The 17521-nt window shown below is 49.2% G+C and carries 14 protein-coding genes; all 14 read left to right on the top strand.

Translation table 11 applies throughout. The features are described from left to right. The first annotated feature begins 206 nt into the window (after positions 1–206). The 14 genes from ABXS75_00390 (at position 207) to ABXS75_00325 (ending at position 17477) form a co-directional block, all read left to right on the top strand. Positions 207–947, top strand: a complete 741-nt coding sequence (locus ABXS75_00390) for a peptidylprolyl isomerase (GenBank protein ID XCP85304.1) — start codon at positions 207–209, stop codon at positions 945–947. 373 nt (positions 948–1320) lie between these two features. Continuing rightward, the gene (locus ABXS75_00385; protein ID XCP85303.1) at positions 1321–2409 is read left to right on the top strand and encodes a diguanylate cyclase; all 1089 of its coding nucleotides are present in this window, start codon (positions 1321–1323) and stop codon (positions 2407–2409) included. Between the two features lie 374 nt (positions 2410–2783). Then, on the top strand, positions 2784–2942 hold the full coding sequence (locus tag ABXS75_00380) for a hypothetical protein (protein XCP85302.1): 159 nt from the start codon (positions 2784–2786) through the stop codon (positions 2940–2942). 91 nt (positions 2943–3033) lie between these two features. Then, on the top strand, positions 3034–5928 hold the full coding sequence (locus tag ABXS75_00375) for a translation factor GTPase family protein (GenBank protein ID XCP85301.1): 2895 nt from the start codon (positions 3034–3036) through the stop codon (positions 5926–5928). Positions 5929–6077: 149 nt separating this feature from the next. After that, a complete protein-coding gene (locus ABXS75_00370; protein ID XCP85300.1) occupies positions 6078–6932 on the top strand; it encodes an FAD binding domain-containing protein in 855 nt (284 codons plus the stop codon). Further along, the gene (locus tag ABXS75_00365; protein XCP85299.1) at positions 6922–7398 is read left to right on the top strand and encodes a 2Fe-2S iron-sulfur cluster-binding protein; all 477 of its coding nucleotides are present in this window, start codon (positions 6922–6924) and stop codon (positions 7396–7398) included. The genes ABXS75_00370 and ABXS75_00365 overlap by 11 nt, the downstream gene beginning before the upstream one ends. Next, on the top strand, positions 7386–9668 hold the full coding sequence (locus tag ABXS75_00360; GenBank protein ID XCP85298.1) for a molybdopterin cofactor-binding domain-containing protein: 2283 nt from the start codon (positions 7386–7388) through the stop codon (positions 9666–9668). Before ABXS75_00365 ends, ABXS75_00360 begins: the two co-directional genes overlap by 13 nt. Then, on the top strand, positions 9659–10315 hold the full coding sequence (locus ABXS75_00355; GenBank protein XCP85297.1) for a nucleotidyltransferase family protein: 657 nt from the start codon (positions 9659–9661) through the stop codon (positions 10313–10315). Before ABXS75_00360 ends, ABXS75_00355 begins: the two co-directional genes overlap by 10 nt. A gap of 138 nt (positions 10316–10453) precedes the next feature. Beyond that, the gene (locus ABXS75_00350; GenBank protein XCP85296.1) at positions 10454–11032 is read left to right on the top strand and encodes a xanthine phosphoribosyltransferase; all 579 of its coding nucleotides are present in this window, start codon (positions 10454–10456) and stop codon (positions 11030–11032) included. Positions 11033–11265: 233 nt separating this feature from the next. After that, entirely contained in the window at positions 11266–11874 is a 609-nt protein-coding gene (yedF, locus tag ABXS75_00345) for a sulfurtransferase-like selenium metabolism protein YedF (GenBank protein XCP85295.1), read from the top strand. Positions 11875–12146: 272 nt separating this feature from the next. Beyond that, positions 12147–13187 carry a selenide, water dikinase SelD gene (gene selD, locus ABXS75_00340; GenBank protein ID XCP85294.1) on the top strand — a complete coding sequence of 347 codons (1041 nt, stop codon included), beginning with the start codon at positions 12147–12149 and terminating at the stop codon, positions 13185–13187. A 68-nt stretch (positions 13188–13255) separates the two neighbouring features. Beyond that, a complete protein-coding gene (gene selA / locus ABXS75_00335; GenBank protein ID XCP85293.1) occupies positions 13256–14650 on the top strand; it encodes an L-seryl-tRNA(Sec) selenium transferase in 1395 nt (464 codons plus the stop codon). Beyond that, on the top strand, positions 14647–16560 hold the full coding sequence (selB, locus tag ABXS75_00330; GenBank protein ID XCP85292.1) for a selenocysteine-specific translation elongation factor: 1914 nt from the start codon (positions 14647–14649) through the stop codon (positions 16558–16560). Before selA ends, selB begins: the two co-directional genes overlap by 4 nt. Beyond that, positions 16560–17477: a selenium metabolism-associated LysR family transcriptional regulator gene (locus ABXS75_00325; GenBank protein XCP85291.1), complete on the top strand. Its 918-nt coding sequence runs from the start codon at positions 16560–16562 to the stop codon at positions 17475–17477. The genes selB and ABXS75_00325 overlap by 1 nt, the downstream gene beginning before the upstream one ends. Positions 17478–17521: the final 44 nt, after the last annotated feature.

Here is a 17521-nt window from a genome sequence, read left to right as displayed (position 1 = left end):
CGTATCAGTGCATTTAAACGTACCGGAATAAATGGAAAAGGAATAGAGGTCTAGGGGGGGAAAAAGCTGATGCCGAATTTGATGGTATCTAAAATCTTTCGGTGACAAGGAATATCGGGTATGTTAATATAGATTCATAGTCATTATCATCGATATTTCTTTGGAAAATAGTTCCGAAGAAAGAAGGAAAAGGAGAATTATGAAATATGAGTAGTCAGGAAGTATTAGCAGTTGTAGCAGGAAGAGAGATCACCCAGGCGGATCTGGACGCGTTTGCGCAGAATCTGCCAAAGGAACAGAGAGTTTATCTTTCCAATCCACAGTTCAGACAGCAGTGCATTGATCAGCTTGTTGCGCTTCACTTGTATGCGCAGATGGGCGAAGAGATGAAGCTGGACGAGACGGAGGATTTCAAGAAGATCCTGGAAAGCGCAAAGCGTGATATTCTGGCGCAGATGGCGATGGCCGAGGCGATGCGTGGGCTGGAGGTGTCCGCGGAAGAGGCGAGGGCATATTATGAGGCGAATCCGCAGCAGTTCTCCAAGGGAGCTACGGTAAGTGCAAAGCATATTCTTGTGGAAGATGAGGCGAAATGCAGCGAGATTCTGGAGAGTATCGTAAAAGGCGAGAAGGAATTTGAGGAGGCGGCTAAAGAATTTTCGACCTGTCCGTCCGGACAAAGGGGAGGAGACCTGGGCGAATTCGGAAAAGGCCAGATGGTGCCGGAGTTTGAACATGCAGCATTTGACGCGGAAGTGGGACATGTAGTCGGACCGGTAAAGACGCAGTTCGGATATCATTTGATCAAGGTCGAGAAGAAAAATGAAGCGACGACGGCTCCATTTGAGGAAGTGAAAGAGAATATTCGGAGAAATCTTCTCCAGCAAAAGCAGAATAAGGCTTATACGGATAAGGTGGAAGAACTGAAGAAGAAATATATGAAATAATTAAATGGGTTGGATTACATTATATAGAGGGTATCACTTGAGTTTTGTGATATCCTCTTTCTTGGTGCCATGTATACGACAAAAACGTTCGGTGGACGTTTTTTGGCTGCTAAGCATACCTGAATGAACGTCAGGCAGCTATTCATTTTTATGAAAAAGGTAAATATGCAAATTTAACACAATTTGAAACAAAATTGATTCCCAGCTCGAAAGAAAAAGTGTTACAATATAATGAACTATATATATCAGGGGTATCCGGCCTTTGCCTATATGGACAAGGTCAACTTTGTGCTGGATGTTATGGTGAGATGCAAAGGTCCGAATAGCAGGCAGGGTGGTTTATAAAATCAGGGTGGTATAGTGAGGAAGAAAAATGGATTGGTTCAGGACGAAAATAAATGATACTATGGCTGGAATGCAAGAAGCAATTCGCGATGATGATACGAGAAAAAGACTGATGTTTGAATGGCTGAATATCCTTCTTGCATTGGTTTCGCTTGTTATGACGGTGGTCAATTTTTTTACCAGAGAATATACTCTGATGATGAGTACGCTGTTTTTTTCCGTGGCCTGCATTGTAAATGTAGTATTTGCAAAACGAGATGATAAGAAAGGGAAAATGTTATATATTTTCTTTGCGGGAGAAACGATTGTGCTGCTGGCATTTTTTCTGGTTTCCGGTATCCCGAATGGGTTCAGTGCCCTCTGGGTGTGCCTGGTTCCTTCCTTTTCACTGTTGATTTTTGGAAGAAAATCCGGAACACTTTATAGTACGATTGTTTTTCTCATGCTCATCTTTTTGTTTTGGGTTCCTTTTGGGAAAAAATTGTTATGGTACCGTTATACAGATGAGTTCATGCTTCGTTTTCCGTTTTATTTTGTGGCCTGTTATCTGTTGGCACTGTTTGTTGAGATCATTCGCGCGCAGACGCAGGGGCAGCTTCTGGAATCCGAACAAAAATTTCGTCATCTGTACTGCCACGATGCGCTTACGGGGGTTTATAACCGGTATGGCTTTAACTCCCTTGTGGATGCGGATTACCAGAATCCAAAACCGGAAAAAGTGGCCGTAATGATCATTGATATCGATAATTTTAAAAATGTTAATGACCGGTATGGCCATAATAATGGAGATATTGTGCTGAAAGGGATTGCAGAAATTTTGGAGAAGGCTTTTTGCAGACGGACATATTACTGTCGTTGGGGCGGGGAAGAGTTTACCGTATATCTGCATTGTGAGCATGATTATCAGGAAGCGGCGGAAAGATTCCGGCGCCTTGTGGAGGAAGCAGAGTTCAGGTCAGGCAATCTGGTCATGAAGGTGACGGTCAGCGTAGGCCTCTGCATGGCCAGAACGATGGTAGATACAAGTATAGCTACAATGGTGAATCTGGCAGATCAGTGTTTGTATAAAGCAAAAGACAAGGGGAAAAACTGCGTAGTGAGTGTGGAAATCCCCTGATGAGAAGATGGAATAAATCAATCTGAAAAATGATTTAAAATAAGAGTAAATTTAGTAATGGTAAGGGAAAGCCCCCTGCTGCGTTTTGCGCGGCAGGGGGTTTTCCCTTTTTATTTCATAGGAAAGTGCGTGGCATTTTCCTATGAAATAAAACGCACTTCGTGCGATAATGCACAGCTCGCGGGAAGGAAATGCTGCTACGCAGCCCGCTCGCTCGCGAAGAATGTGCGAGCGCACATTCTATTTTTAGACAGCTTTTTACAGTTCTATAACACTTCATATGAGGTCCTGTAAATATATTAAAATCCAACAATTAATTTGAGTGATAAAAAACAAAAAATGCCATAAATTGTAAATAATACAGAAACGCTTCTATGGCGCTTACAGGTATTGTAGGTAATCTGGCAGGCGGTAAGGTGATCGATACATTTGGAATCTTTACCTTGACCACAGGATGTGGATTCCTCATAGTATTGCTTACGATCATATTTGGGGTCAGCCAATACGTGTGGAAGAAGACGGATAATATTTAAGATTTTACCTAAAAGAATAATTTATCGACCAACGCCTCTTTCTGTGTTATGATAATGTTGATATCATAGACAACAGAAAGGGGTATTTTTGATGGGAATTACATCGAATAAACCTGAAAAACATATATGTATCGGTATCCTCGCCCACGTGGATGCGGGAAAAACGACGTTATCAGAGAGTATTTTATATCTATGTGGAAATATAAGGAAACTAGGCAGAGTAGACCACGGAAATGCATTTCTGGACAATTATGAGCTGGAACGGAGCCGGGGAATCACCATTTTCTCCAAGCAGGCGGTGTTTGACCTTACGGCGGAGATTTCGGGGGGACAAGCAGAAGGGAAAGCAGGGGCGGATGCGAGAAACTGTGAGGGCGGCGCCTTGTCCGATGTTGTGCGGGTGACGCTTTTGGATACGCCGGGGCATGTGGACTTTTCTGCGGAGATGGAGCGGACGCTGCAGGTTCTGGATTATGCAGTGCTGGTGATAAACGGAGCGGACGGCGTGCAGGCGCATACACGGACTTTGTGGAGTCTTCTTGCGAAATACCGGATTCCGGTCTTTTTATTTGTCAATAAGATGGACCAGCCGCAGACGGACCGGGATGAAAGGCTTGCGGAGCTGAGACAGGTCTTTGGCGACGGCTGTATCGCATTTGATGAAAAGGAGAAGGAAGAAGAATTCTGGGAAAACCTTTCCATGTGCGAGGAAGAAGCGCTTAATGAGTATTTGGAGGAGGGGCAGCTCGCAGACGACACGGTCCGTCGTCTGATCGCGGAAAGAAAGGCGTTTCCCTGTTATTTTGGTTCGGCGCTGAAGGCGTGCGGCGTGATGGAGCTGCTTGACGGTCTCAGGCGTTATGCGAAGTGCTGGGAGAAAGCGCGGCTTGGGGCAGGTTCCGGCAAGGCAGACCGATTCGGGGCCAAGGTTTATAAGATTTCCCGCGACAGTCAGGGGAATCGGCTGACGCATCTGAAGGTAACGGGCGGCGTCCTTAAGGTGAAGGATATGCTGGGAAATGCGGCTGACGCATCGGAGCATTGGGAAGAGAAGGTAAATCAGATCCGGATCTATTCCGGTGAGAAATTCGAGATGGCTATGGAGGCAGGAGCCGGAATGGTCTGTGCGGTGACGGGGCTTAATTATACCTATCCCGGGCAGGGGCTGGGTATAGAAGAGGATTCCAGGGCGCCCATACTGGAGCCAGTGCTGAATTACCGGGTTATTCTGCCCGACGGCTGTGACGCGCATACGATGCTGAAAAATCTAAGGCAGCTGGAAGAAGAGGAACCGATGCTTCGGATTGTTTGGAATGAAGAATTGGGGGAGATACATGCGCAGGTCATGGGGGAGGTCCAGATCGAGATCCTCCAGAGCCTGATAAAAGAGCGGTTTGGTCTGGAAGTTTCTTTTGGCGCAGGAAATATTGTATATAAGGAAACGATTAAAAATACGGTGGAAGGTGTGGGACATTTTGAGCCCTTGCGCCATTATGCGGAGGTACACCTTTTGCTGGAGCCAGGAAAGCCCGGAAGCGGTCTGGTATTTGCCAGCGAATGCAGTGAAGATGAACTGGACCGGAACTGGCAGCGGCTGATCCTGACGCATCTGATGGAAAAAGATCACCGGGGCGTTTTGACGGGATCTGTGATTACGGATATGAAGATTACGCTGATTGCCGGGCGGGCACATCTGAAGCATACGGAGGGAGGCGATTTCCGACAGTCTACGTATCGTGCCGTGCGGCAGGGACTGATGCAGGCGGAAAGTGTGCTTCTGGAGCCATTCTATGATTTTTGTATGGAGATTCCGGCCCAGTCTGTGGGACGGGCGCTTACGGATATCCAGAAAATGTGTGGTGAATTTCAATCGCCAAAGCTTCGGCAGGATATGGCGGTCATTGTCGGAAAAGCGCCCGTGTCGACGATGCGGGATTACCAGATGGAGGTGACCGCGTATACGAAGGGCCAGGGCAGGATTTTTTGTACCTTCCGGGGATATGAAGCGTGTCATAACGAAGAGGAAGTGCTGGCGGCATCAGGGTATGAGCCGGAGCACGATCTGGACAATCCGGCGGGCTCCGTTTTCTGCGCGCATGGGGCGGGATTTAATGTGCCATGGGAGGAAGTGCCGTCATATATGCATCTGGAGAGCCGGATGGAGAAAGTGCTGGCGGCAAGAAGGAACGGCGAGGGACGAAAGCCGAATGCTCCGGGGGAGAATGCAAGGCAGGCAGATTCCGAAGGACGCACGGAGCGATCAGCGGATATGGCAGGAGCGAACGCGGGAAAGAAAAAGCCCATGGTTCCTACTTCTTATAATGCCAGGGAGGATAAAGAACTGGAAGAGATCTTTATCCGCACCTATGGAAAGGTGGAGCGCAAACCGGTCCGCACACCGAAGACGGTCACGGTGCCTGCGCATAGGAAATCCAGGAAGAAGGAAGAGGAAGTTACGGAGTATCTGCTCGTGGACGGGTATAATGTGATTTTTGCATGGGAGGATCTAAAGGAACTGGCCAGGGATAATATTGAAGGGGCCAGAGGGAAACTTATGGATATTCTCAGCAATTATCAGGGATTCAAAAAATGTGTGGTGATTCTGGTATTTGATGCCTATAAGGTGCAGGGAGATACTTTAGAGATACAAAAATATCACAATATTCATGTAGTCTACACGAAAGAGGCCGAGACAGCAGACCAGTATATTGAGAAAGTGGTGCATGAGATCGGGCGGAAATATCACGTGACGGTGGTTACTTCCGACGGGGTGGAGCAGGTTGTCACTCTTGGACAGGGAGGGACGCTGATTTCTTCGAGGGAGTTTCTGGAGGAAGTGCGCATTGTGAATGAGCAGATTCGGGAAGAGGCCAAAATGCGGCGGGAGCCGGGAAAGAATTATCTGTTTGACCATATGGATGAGGAATTGGCAAGTCATATGGAGGAGGTACGTCTGGGCAGGAAAAAACTGGATGACAGGGTTTAGAGTATTGTAGGAGCAGAAGCATGATGAAGGGCTGATGTTCGTTTTTGTGTTCGTTTTTTGCGGGGAAAAGGATTGTTTTTTTTCGCTTTTTTCGCTACACTATAGAGGAATGCATTTTGCAATAATAAGCAAAGAAAGGTAATGGGGAAATGCTTAAGATTAGAGAGTATGTTAAGGTGAAGACTCTTGAGGAAGCCTATGAGCTGAATCAAAAACGGAGCAATCGGATCCTGGGTGGAATGCTCTGGATGAAGATGAGCGACGCACAGATCCAGACCGCAATCGATCTATCTGGTTTGGGACTGGATCAGATTGAGGAAAATGAAGAGGAATTTTCCATTGGCTGCATGGTGACCCTTCGTCAGCTGGAGGAACATGAGGGGCTCGCCAAGTGGAGCAGCGGGATCATCCGGGAGAGTGTGAAGGACATTGTGGGAGTGCAGTTCCGCAATCTGGCGACGATTGGGGGAAGCCTCTTTGGACGATTCGGATTTTCTGATGTTCTGACCGCATTTTTGGCGCTTGATACGTATGTTGAGCTGTTTAAAGGTGGGCTGGTGACGCTTAAGGAGTTCGCAGAGAGGGAGCGCGATAATGATATTCTGGTGCGCGTGATCGTGAAAAAGACGCCGGGACGCCAAGTGTATCTGACACATCGAAACACTAAGACAGATTTTCCGGTGCTGGCAGTGGCGATCGCTGCAGAGCGGGACGGTGCGCGGGTAGTTGTTGGGGCAAGACCGCTAAGGGCGATGTGTGTGAACGTGGACGACGCATGGAAAGAGAAGCTGGAGCATGCAGATTGTACGCCGGAGGAATTAAGAGAGCTTGCCGGAGAACTTGCCGAGCAGGTGCCGACCGGAAGTAATATGCGCGCAAGCGCAGCGTATAGAAAGCATCTGGCAAATGTTCTGATACGCCGGGGGCTTTTCGAGCTTCATGACAGGTTTGCAGCAGATACCGGAGTAGATATGGATAAGGGAGGGCAGCAGAATGCAGATTAGTATTCAGTTAAATGGAAAGAAGATTACAGAAGAGATCCGCCCGGACCTTCTGCTCATCGACTGGGTAAGGCAGCATGGCTGCTATAGTGTGAAATGTGGATGTGAGACCTCAAATTGCGGCCTTTGTACCGTGTTTTTGGACGAGAAGCCGGTCCTTTCCTGTTCGATCCTGGCGGCGCGTGCAGATGGCCGCAAGGTGGATACGCTGGAGGGGCTTAAGGAGGAGGCCGAGGAATTCGGCGCATTTATTGCAGATCAGGGAGCAGAGCAGTGCGGGTTCTGCAATCCGGGAATGATCATGAATGCGATTGCCCTGTTCCGGGAGATAGCTGACCCGACGGACGATGAGATCAAAGAATATCTGGCAGGAAATCTTTGCCGCTGTTCCGGGTATGAGGGACAGCTCCGGGGAATCCGTGCCTTTATCGAATACAGGAAAAAAGGAGGTGCCGTATGCGACAAGTAGGACAACCGATTCGGAAAAAGGATGCCATGGCGCTGGTCACCGGGCAGCCGGTATTTACCGATGATATGGCACCGAAGGATTGTTTGATCGTAAAGGTGCTGAGAAGCCCTCACGCCAATGCGCTGATCAAATCCATTAAGACGGATATTGCGAAAAAGGTGCCGGGGATCGAAGACATTTATACCTGGGAAGATGTGCCCCAGGAGAGATTTACCATGGCGGGGCAGACGTATCCGGAGCCAAGTCCCTATGACCGCCTGATCCTTGACAGGCATGTGCGTTATGTGGGTGATCCGGTGGCCATCGTGGCGGGCGAGCGCGAACTTTGTGTCGACCGGGCGCTTAAGATGATAAAGGTGGAATACGAGGTGCTTCCGGCGATCCTTGATTTGCATGGGGCTAAGGACAATGCGGTTTTGGTGCATCCGGAGGAAAGCTGGAGGTCTCTCTGTCCGGTGGGTGCGGATAACAAACGAAATCTTTGCGCCAGCGAAACGTCCGGCACCGGCGATGTGGACCAGGTTCTGGCAGATTGCGATGTGGTGCTGGAGAGGACCTACCGTGTACAGGCAGCACAGCAGGCGATGATGGAGACCTTCCGGACCGCTTGCTACATCGATGCGTATGGCAGATTGAATGTGATGAGTTCCACGCAGATCGTATTTCATGTGCGCAGGATTCTTTCGAATGCGCTGGGAATCCCCAAGTCAAAGATTCGGGCGTTCAAACCCAGGATCGGCGGTGGATTTGGCGCGAAGCAGACCGTGGTTTCTGAGGTGTTTCCGGCATTTGTGACCTGGAAGACGAAGAAACCGTCGAAGATGGTATTTACCAGGGAGGAGTCGCAGACTGCCTCCACGCCGCGGCATGAGATGGAAGTGACGGTGAAGGTGGGAGCGGACCGGGATGGGAAAGTCCGGGCGCTCGATGTGTATACGCTGTCAAATACAGGGGCTTACGGGGAGCACGGGCCGACGACCGTAGGGCTTTCCGGCCACAAATCCATCCCGCTGTACGGCTCGCTTGAGGCGCATCGTTTTTCATATGATGTAGTATATACGAATGTGATGTCTGCGGGGGCGTACCGTGGTTATGGAGCGACGCAGGGAATTTTCGCGGTGGAGAGCGCTGTGAATGAACTTGCGGATAAGCTGGGAATGGATCCGGTGGAACTTAGAATGAAGAACATGGTCCGGGAAGGACAGTTTATGCCGGCGTACTATGGAGAGACGGCGACAAGCTGTGCTCTTGACCGTTGTATGAAGCGTGCCAAGGAAATGATCGGCTGGGAAGAAAAGTATCCATGCAGAGATATGGGCAATGGAAAAGTGCGCAGCGTGGGCGTTGCCATGGGTATGCAGGGCTCCTGTATTTCCGGTGTGGACGTTGGCTCGGCGACAATCAAGCTGAACGAGGATGGCATTTATACCTTGTCTATTGGTGCGGCGGATATGGGCACTGGCTGTGATACGATTCTGGCCCAGATTGCTGCACAGAGTCTCGAATGTCCTGTGGAGAACGTTACGGTTTCCGGTGCGGATACGGATACATCGCCGTATGATTCCGGTTCTTACGCCTCCAGTACCACCTATGTGACCGGGCGCGCGGTCGAGAGGGCATGTGAAACGCTTAAGGAACGCATTGTGCAAAGAGCAGCCGAGATGTTGGAATGCAGCTCGGATGATTTGGAATTTGACGGACAGAGGGCAAGGAATCTGTCGACTGGTGAGGAGGTTTCGATTGAGGAGATCGGAACGGCGTCTATGTGCGGAAATAATGTGGCATTGCAGGTGACGGAAAGTAATTCCTCTCCGGTTTCTCCGCCGCCCTTTATGGTTGGTATGGTGGAGATTGAGCTGGACAAGGAGACCGGACATGTGGAGATTCTGGATTACGTGGCAGTCGTGGACTGTGGAACGGTGGTTAATCCGAATCTTGCACGGGTGCAGGTGGAAGGTGGAATTGTGCAGGGAATCGGAATGGCTCTCTACGAACAGATTCAGTATAATGAAAAGGGACAGATGCTGAATAATTCCCTGATGCAGTATAAGGTGCCTACCAGACTGGATATGGGGAAACTCAGAGTGGAATTTGAGAGCAGCTATGAGCCGACCGGGCCTTTCGGCGCGAAATCAATCGGCGAGATCGTGATCAATACCCCGGCTCCGGCGTTGATCCATGCGATCGCAAATGCGACGGGTATCTGGTTTGGGCAGCTTCCTGTTACCAGTGAGAAAATTGCTATGGGGATTCTGGAAAGATGCGAGTAGAACTGATTTATCTGGCGGCTGGAAACAGCCGCCGTTTCAAAAGGGTTGAGATGACCGACCGGGAGACGGGAGAGACTGTAAGTGATACGAACAAGCTGTTGTATGAGGTAGAGGGAAAACCGATGTATCTCCATCTTTTAGAGCGCCTGCTTCATATCTGTGAAAGGCATTCCGGGTGGGAAGTGCTGGTGGTGACGCAGCATCAAAAGATTTATGAGGCCGTCCGCAGGATGCAGGAGGAAGGAAGAAAAGTCCGGCCTGTCTGGTCGCCGGATAGTGCGAAGGGTGCCTCTTACTCAGTAAAGGCCGGAGTGCTGGCGGCGGAGGAGAGCCGGGAGTGCCACGCTGATGCCTGTGCATTTTTTGTGGCCGATCAGCCTTATTTGACGGAAGAGAGTGCGGAAGGGTTCCTGATGGAGATGGAGAAGACCCTCGCGCCGCTTGGCAGCGTGCGATGCAAGGATGCAGTGGGGAATCCGACATGGTTTTCACGCATATATTTTGAAGAACTGCTGGGACTTTCCGGCGACCGGGGCGGGCGGAAGGTGCTGAAGGCGCACCCGGAGGACGTGCGGTATTTTGCGATAGAGGATGAAAAAGAATTGCGGGATATCGATTATTGCAGCCAGGTAGAGAGAACTTTATAAGTCTAAATATAGGCAGAAAAGCAGAGACAAGGCTCAGATCAGAACTGGAAAAATTGCAGAATTTTAAGAGAACAGGTTTGCAGAAATGGTAGAATGGTGTATAATGTCTTAAAAGTAAACAGGTGGAGGATACGGGAGATGGAATTACTCAAAGAACGGATTCGCAGAGATGGAAAGATTAAAGAAGGAAACGTGCTGAAGGTAGACAGTTTTCTGAATCATCAGATGGATGTGGGACTCTTTCATGAGATAGGCAAGGAGTTCCAACGGCGTTTTGAAGGCGAAGAGATCAATAAGATCCTGACGATTGAGGCATCCGGCATCGGAATCGCATGTGTGGTGGCGGAGGTATTTGGAGTGCCGGTGGTGTTTGCGAAGAAGACGCAGACAAAGAATATCGCCGGAGATGTTTACACAACAAAGGTAGAATCCTACACACATGGTCGTGTTTATGATATCATTGTTGCCAAAGAATTCCTTGGCAAAGGGGACAAGGTTCTTGTTATCGACGATTTTCTTGCCAACGGCAAGGCTTTAGAAGGATTGGCGACTCTGATCGAGGCATCTGGCGCCCAGCTTGTGGGTGCAGGCGTGGTGATCGAGAAAGGGTTCCAGGTCGGCGGCGATCTGATCCGCTCTAAGGGAATTCATTTGGAATCCCTGGCGATCGTGGACAAGATGGATGAAAAGACCGGGGAGATCGTATTCCGGGACTAAAAAAGGACCTGATCCGGATATATATTTAGGTGAAAATAACAGGAAGGAGAATCTCGTTTTGGGGATTCTCTTTTGTTTTATTTCATAGAGGAGTACGAGAGCACATTCTATTTTATATAAATGTCGAAAGAGTAAAAAAAGAGGTTTACTACCGGCGCATTTAGTGATAGAATATTTCTATAAGTGAAGAAGGGGATTTTGCTCACTTACAAAGAAAGGAAGGTAATCGACAAATGATTACAGTAAACGCAATGGGTGATAACTGCCCGATCCCGGTTATTAAGACAAAAAAAGCAATGCAGGCTCTTACGGGCCCGGAGACGATCGAGGTCCTGGTGGACAATGAGATCGCAGTGCAGAATGTGTCTAAGATGGCATCTGCACAGGGCGGAGAGGTAAGCTCTGAGAAGCTGGGAGAGAAAGAGTATAAGGTGACGGTCAAGATGCAGGGCGCGCCGGAAGGAGCTTCGGAAGAAGCACAGGAGAACTGCACACCGGATAAGAGAGGCAACACGATCGTAGTTGTTTCTTCCGATCGCATGGGAAGCGGCAATGATGAATTGGGTAAAGTCCTGATCAAGGGATTTATTTATGCGGTGACTCAGCTTGATGTGCTGCCGAAGAAGATGCTCTTCTATAATGGCGGGGCGACCTTGACGGCAGAGGGCTCTGATTCTCTGGAGGATCTGAAGTCTCTGGAGGCGCAGGGCGTAGAGATTCTGACCTGCGGTACCTGTCTTGATTATTATCATCTCAAGGACAAGCTGGCAGTTGGTTCTGTGACGAATATGTACAGCATTGTTGAAGCAATGGCTGAAGCAGGCAAGATCATCAGACCATGATTCTTCGAATCATGGCCCCTTCGGGGGATTTTAGCGCTCACATTTCTGCGGTCACGCAGAAATCTATGCGCAGTATAATGTCTGGCGACATTATACCATAAAAGATTCTGACACGACGCTTTGCGACGGTCAGATAAAGATGTAAAATAAGATGCCTCCGCAGTTTTAAAGCGATATTGGAATTTGAAACTGCGGAGGATTCTGCTGTATGGAGATAATCCGGGCAGCTAAGGTAAGAGATTTGCATGATAAAATAACAGGAGAAAATATATATGAGTAAGAATGTAAGACTTACGCAGATGACAAAAACGGCGGGCTGAGCTGCCAAGATCGGTCCGGAGACCCTTGCCCAGGTTCTGGGTAAGCTGCCGAAGTTTCATGATGATAATTTACTGGTCGGAATTGAGACGTCTGATGACGCGGCAATTTACAAGGTAACAGATGACATTGCGATGATACAGACGGTTGATTTCTTTACCCCTATCGTAGACGATCCGTATATGTTTGGCCAGATTGCAGCGGCAAACTCCCTAAGCGATGTTTATGCCATGGGCGGGGAGCCGAAGGTGGCTCTTAATATTGTCGGATTTCCGAACTGTCTGGACCCGTCCATTTTAGGAGATATTCTGGCAGGCGGGGCTGACAAGGTAAAAGAGGCGGGAGCCGTTCTTGTCGGAGGACACACTATACAGAATGACGAGCCCCAATACGGGCTTTGCGTGTCCGGATTTGTTCACCCGAAACGAATCTTTAAGAACTACGGCTGCAAGCCGGGAGATGTTCTGATCCTCACCAAGCAGGTGGGAAGCGGAATCGTCAATACGGCGATCAAGGCGGAGATGGCGTCTCAGGCTGCCATCAGGGAAGTGGAGATCGCAATGGCGTCACTGAATAAGAAGGCAAAGCAGGTGGTAGAGGCCTATCCGGTCAGCGCATGCACGGATATTACCGGTTTCGGGCTTTTGGGACACTGTGTGGAGATGGCCGGGGCCAGTGAAGTGACCTTTGAACTGAACGTCCATGACATCGCATATTTTGATGAGGCGATCGCCTATGCGAAGATGGGACTGGTGCCTGCCGGTGCATACAAGAACCGTGGTTATTCCCACATGAAGGTTGATATGGGAAATGTGGAAGAGCATTTCATTGACCTGCTCTACGATCCGCAGACCTCCGGCGGCCTTTTGATCAGTGTGGCGCCGCAGTATGTGGAGACGATCATGGAGGAGTTCGAGAAGAAGAATATGGATACCAAAGTATCCATTATCGGTACGGTATCTGAAAAGAGTGATAAGCTGATTCGTTTGCATTAGTCACGAAAACTGCCAGATATCGTTATTTGAAGTAAGGGAAATCACATTTTGAGTAGAAGAGGAAGAAAATGAATAAGAATTTACTATACCGAAGGATCCCCAAAGTAGATGTTTTGTTGGAAATGGAGTGTATTCAGCTTTTGATCGCAGACTACGGCAGAGATACCGTTATGGAGGCAATCCGAAGCGAGATGGAAAGTCTGCGTGCATATATCGGAACCTGCGAGGATGAAGCAGAAGCGTCTGCGAAAGTGGAGGCGCTTCCTGAAAGTATCTGCCGCAAAGTGGAGGAGATGCATACGCCGAATATGCGCATGGTCATCAACGGCACCGGGACGATTCTGCATACGAATCTGGGGCGCGCACCGATCAGCGAGGCGCATGCTGCCAAGTTAGCCGATATTGTGACCGGGTACTCCAACCTGGAATATAATCTGGAAGCCGGACGGCGGGGAGAGAGATACTCTCATTTTGAGCAATTATTGTGCAAGCTGACCGGAGCTGAGGCGGCTATGGCGGTGAACAACAATGCGGCAGCCGTGATGCTGATCTTAAGTTCTATGGCAAAGGGCGGCGAGGTCGTCGTTTCCCGCGGTGAGCTGGTGGAGATTGGTGGTAAATTCCGGATTCCTGATGTGATGGAGCAAAGCGGCGCCTCTCTTGTGGAGGTGGGAACTACAAATAAGACCCACTACTCCGATTACGAGGAGGCAATCACCGAGGAGACCAAGGCTCTCCTCAAAGTACATACCAGCAACTACAGGATCGTGGGATTTACGGATACGGTCACCATCGACGATCTGGTGCCGCTGGCGAAGGAGCATGACCTTCCGATCATTGAGGATCTGGGCAGCGGAGTGCTGGTGGACCTGAGCAAATATGGCCTCACCTATGAGCCGACGGTGCAGGATTCGATCCGCAAGGGTGCCGATGTGGTGTGTTTTAGCGGGGACAAGCTGCTGGGAGGACCGCAGGCAGGGATTATTATAGGAAAAAAGAAATACATCGACAAGATGAAGAAGAATCAGCTCACCCGTGCGCTCAGGATCGATAAATTTACGGCGGCGGCGCTGGAACTGGTTCTGATGGAATATTTATCCGAGGAAAAGGCAGTGAAAAATATTCCGGTGCTGAGAATGATAAACGAGAAGCCGGAAGAGGTCGCAAAGCGTGCCCGCACCCTGCAGAGGATGCTGAAACATGCACAGCTTAATGCCGAGATCGGCGTGGAGAAATGTGAGTCTCAGATTGGCGGCGGTTCTCTTCCTTTGGAGAGGATCCCAAGTATGGCAGTGACATTAAAGCCCCGGCAGATCAGTGTGCCGAAGCTGGAAGAGGCCATGCGCCATCTGGAGATGCCAATCATTCCGAGAACGGCGAATGACACTATTTATCTGGACATAAGAACAATTGAATCGCGGTGGTTCAAAAAGATTGTGGAAATGCTGGGAGAATTGTTATGAAGAACATTATCATAGGAACTGCGGGACATATTGATCATGGAAAGACGACGCTTATTAAGGCGCTCACCGGGCGCAACACAGACCGGTGGGAGGAAGAGCAGCGCAGGGGCATCACCATCGATCTGGGATTTACATGGTTCGATCTGAAAAATGGAGACCGTGTGGGAATCATCGACGTTCCCGGCCATGAGAAATTTATCAATAATATGGTGGCGGGCGTCGTGGGAATGGATCTCGTCATGCTGGTGGTCGCTGCGGATGAGGGCATCATGCCGCAGACAAGAGAGCATATGGATATTCTGGGACTTCTGGGAATTGAGAAAAGCATTCTGGTCCTGAATAAATGTGATCTGGTAGATGAGGAATGGCTGGAGCTGGTGGAGGAAGAGATTCAGGAAGAGCTTGCAGGCACCTTCCTTGAGAATGCACCGGTAGTGCGGGTCTCGGCGGCTACAGGACAGGGACTCGATGAACTGACCGAGACCATAGAGCATTTGATGGCGGATGAAGTGACGGCAAAAGACACCATGACGATTCCGCGTCTGCCGATCGACCGTGTGTTTACGCTGTCGGGATTTGGAACGATCATTACGGGGACCTTGCTCTCGGGAACGATTTCCAAGGATGATGTTTTGGAGATGTATCCGATCGGTAAAGAGTGTAAGATCCGGAGCATTCAGGTACATGGACAGGATAAGGACAAGTGCTATGCCGGACAGCGTGTAGCCATCAACCTGTCTAATATCAAGAAAAAAGAGATTCACAGAGGGTGTGTGATCGCGCCGAAGAACAATATGAAGAATACGGATCTTCTGGATGTGAAACTGAATGTATTGCCGGATTCCATGCGGATTGTGACGAACCATGAGCGTCTTCATCTGTACACCGGGACCAGTGAGATCCTTTGCCGCGCCGTCCTTCTTGATAAAGAAGAAATCGGTCCGGGCGAGAGCGGGCTGGTGCAGCTTCGGTTGGAAGAAGAGATTGCCTTAAAACGGGGCGACAGATTTGTTGTGCGTTTTTATTCTCCGATGGAGACCATCGGCGGCGGCGTGGTTCTGGAACCAAATCCGACGAGAAAGAGAAGATTCGACGAGAAGGTCATCGAGGAACTTAAGCGTAAAGAGTCCGGCTCACTTGCCGATGTCATGGAGCTTCATATCAAGGAGCATGGAGATACGATGATCACGCTGTCTGAACTGGCGAAGCTGATGGCACATTCGGCAGAAGAATTGACGGAATATCTGGAAGAACTGAAAGCGGAGGGAACGGTCTATGAATTCCCTATGAAAAAGGATGTATACCTGTGGCACCGCGACAGTGAGCTGGCCATGCGGCAGAAGATTATGGAGGCGCTTGGTACGTACCATAAGAAGCACCCCTATCGATACGGAATGAAGAAGGCGGAGATTCACAACACCTTTATGAAGAAGGTCAAACCGATCGTATTTGACGCCTACATTGAGCGAATGACAGCGGAGGGAGTCTTCGGGCGGAGAGAGGAATATCTGTATTTATCTGACTACGTTGTGCCTAAAGATGCCATTTACCAGAAGACGGAGAAGCTGCTTGTGGGTGCATTTGAGAAGGCAGGGTATGATTTCGTCAGGTTTACGGAGATTGATTTCGGCGGTATCCCCCGGGAAACGGTGGAGGACGTTCTGCTCATGCTGATCGATGAGGGCGTGGCGCTCAGAATTAATGAAGAAATGTTTACCATGGCACATTTGATGAATGCGGCGAAGGAGAAGATCCGGGAGCATTTGAAGGGCGAGGACGTCATTACGATCGCCCAGGTCAGAGATATGTTCTCCACCAGCCGTAAAAGTGCAAAACCAATTTTAGAGTATATGGACAGCATCAAGGTTACTAAGAAATTAGGAGCAGAGAGTGAAAGGGTAGCATACTAATGAATTTAAAACAATTAGAGGCATTTGTACAGGTGACGGAGAGCGGCAGCTTTTCCAAAGCGGCTAAGTCACTTTACCTGACTCAGCCGACAGTCAGCGCGCATATTTCCACGCTGGAAAAGGAACTGAATGTGCGTCTGTTCGTGAGAAATACAAAGGAAGTAACGTTATCAGAAGATGGAAGGACGCTCTATCAGTATGCGCGGCAAATGATTGATATAGAGAAGAAAATCGAATCAATTTTCGCCCCGGATGCCAAAAAAGAAACGAAATGTATTACGATCGCAGCGTCTACGGTTCCGGCACAGTATCTTCTTCCAGGCATTCTGGCGGAATTCAGCAAAAAGCACCCTCATGAGCAGTTCAAGATCATGGAGATGGACAGCAGCCAGGTAGTGGAGAAGATCGTGGGACATATGGTAGAGGTAGGATTTACCGGAACTGTTCTGGAGAAGAAGCATTGCAAATATATTCCTCTTTATAAGGACGAGCTGGTCGTACTGACTCCGAATACAGAGAAATATAGAAGGATCAAGGAAACAGAGACTTCGCTTCGCTGGGTGCAGTCTGAGAATGTGATTATGAGAGAAGAAGGCTCAGGGACACGAAAAGAGGCGGAAAAGCAGTTAAGAAGAGCCGGGGTTGATGTGGATAAACTGAATATCGTGGCCAGCAGCGAGAATACGGAGATGATCAAGAAGTCGGTAAAGACCGGGATCGGAATCGCCATGCTCTCCCGGCTGGCAGCCTATGACGAGATCGAATCCGGCGCAGTACTGGAGCTTCCCCTATCAGGAAAGGGAGGCGGCAGGGATCTGAATCTGGTATATAATAAGAATTATCAGTTATCCGCGTCGGCAGAGCGTTTTATCAAAGTAGTTAAAGGACTGTATGAAACACGGCAGGAGGAAGAGTAAAATTCTTTATGAGTTGCTTTGGCACCCCTGGTTTTTTGTGTGAA

It is taken from the genome of Roseburia hominis, from assembly GCA_040702975.1.
GTDB lineage: Bacteria > Bacillota > Clostridia > Lachnospirales > Lachnospiraceae > Allocoprococcus > Allocoprococcus hominis_A.
The sequence above is the reverse complement of the archived record's forward strand: the minus strand, read 5'-3'. Positions and strand labels throughout refer to the sequence as shown.

What these genes read in the sequence shown, in the direction of transcription:
- ABXS75_00385 (XCP85303.1), top strand. Translation starts at nt 1,321, where the DNA reads ATGGATTGGTTCAGGACGAAAATAAATGATACTATGGCTGGAATGCAA.
- ABXS75_00355 (XCP85297.1), top strand. Translation starts at nt 9,659, where the DNA reads ATGCGAGTAGAACTGATTTATCTGGCGGCTGGAAACAGCCGCCGTTTC.
- selB (XCP85292.1), top strand. Translation starts at nt 14,647, where the DNA reads ATGAAGAACATTATCATAGGAACTGCGGGACATATTGATCATGGAAAG.
- ABXS75_00370 (XCP85300.1), top strand. Translation starts at nt 6,078, where the DNA reads ATGCTTAAGATTAGAGAGTATGTTAAGGTGAAGACTCTTGAGGAAGCC.
- ABXS75_00380 (XCP85302.1), top strand. Translation starts at nt 2,784, where the DNA reads ATGGCGCTTACAGGTATTGTAGGTAATCTGGCAGGCGGTAAGGTGATC.
- ABXS75_00360 (XCP85298.1), top strand. Translation starts at nt 7,386, where the DNA reads ATGCGACAAGTAGGACAACCGATTCGGAAAAAGGATGCCATGGCGCTG.
- ABXS75_00390 (XCP85304.1), top strand. Translation starts at nt 207, where the DNA reads ATGAGTAGTCAGGAAGTATTAGCAGTTGTAGCAGGAAGAGAGATCACC.
- ABXS75_00375 (XCP85301.1), top strand. Translation starts at nt 3,034, where the DNA reads ATGGGAATTACATCGAATAAACCTGAAAAACATATATGTATCGGTATC.
- yedF (XCP85295.1), top strand. Translation starts at nt 11,266, where the DNA reads ATGATTACAGTAAACGCAATGGGTGATAACTGCCCGATCCCGGTTATT.
- ABXS75_00325 (XCP85291.1), top strand. Translation starts at nt 16,560, where the DNA reads ATGAATTTAAAACAATTAGAGGCATTTGTACAGGTGACGGAGAGCGGC.
- ABXS75_00350 (XCP85296.1), top strand. Translation starts at nt 10,454, where the DNA reads ATGGAATTACTCAAAGAACGGATTCGCAGAGATGGAAAGATTAAAGAA.
- ABXS75_00365 (XCP85299.1), top strand. Translation starts at nt 6,922, where the DNA reads ATGCAGATTAGTATTCAGTTAAATGGAAAGAAGATTACAGAAGAGATC.
- selA (XCP85293.1), top strand. Translation starts at nt 13,256, where the DNA reads ATGAATAAGAATTTACTATACCGAAGGATCCCCAAAGTAGATGTTTTG.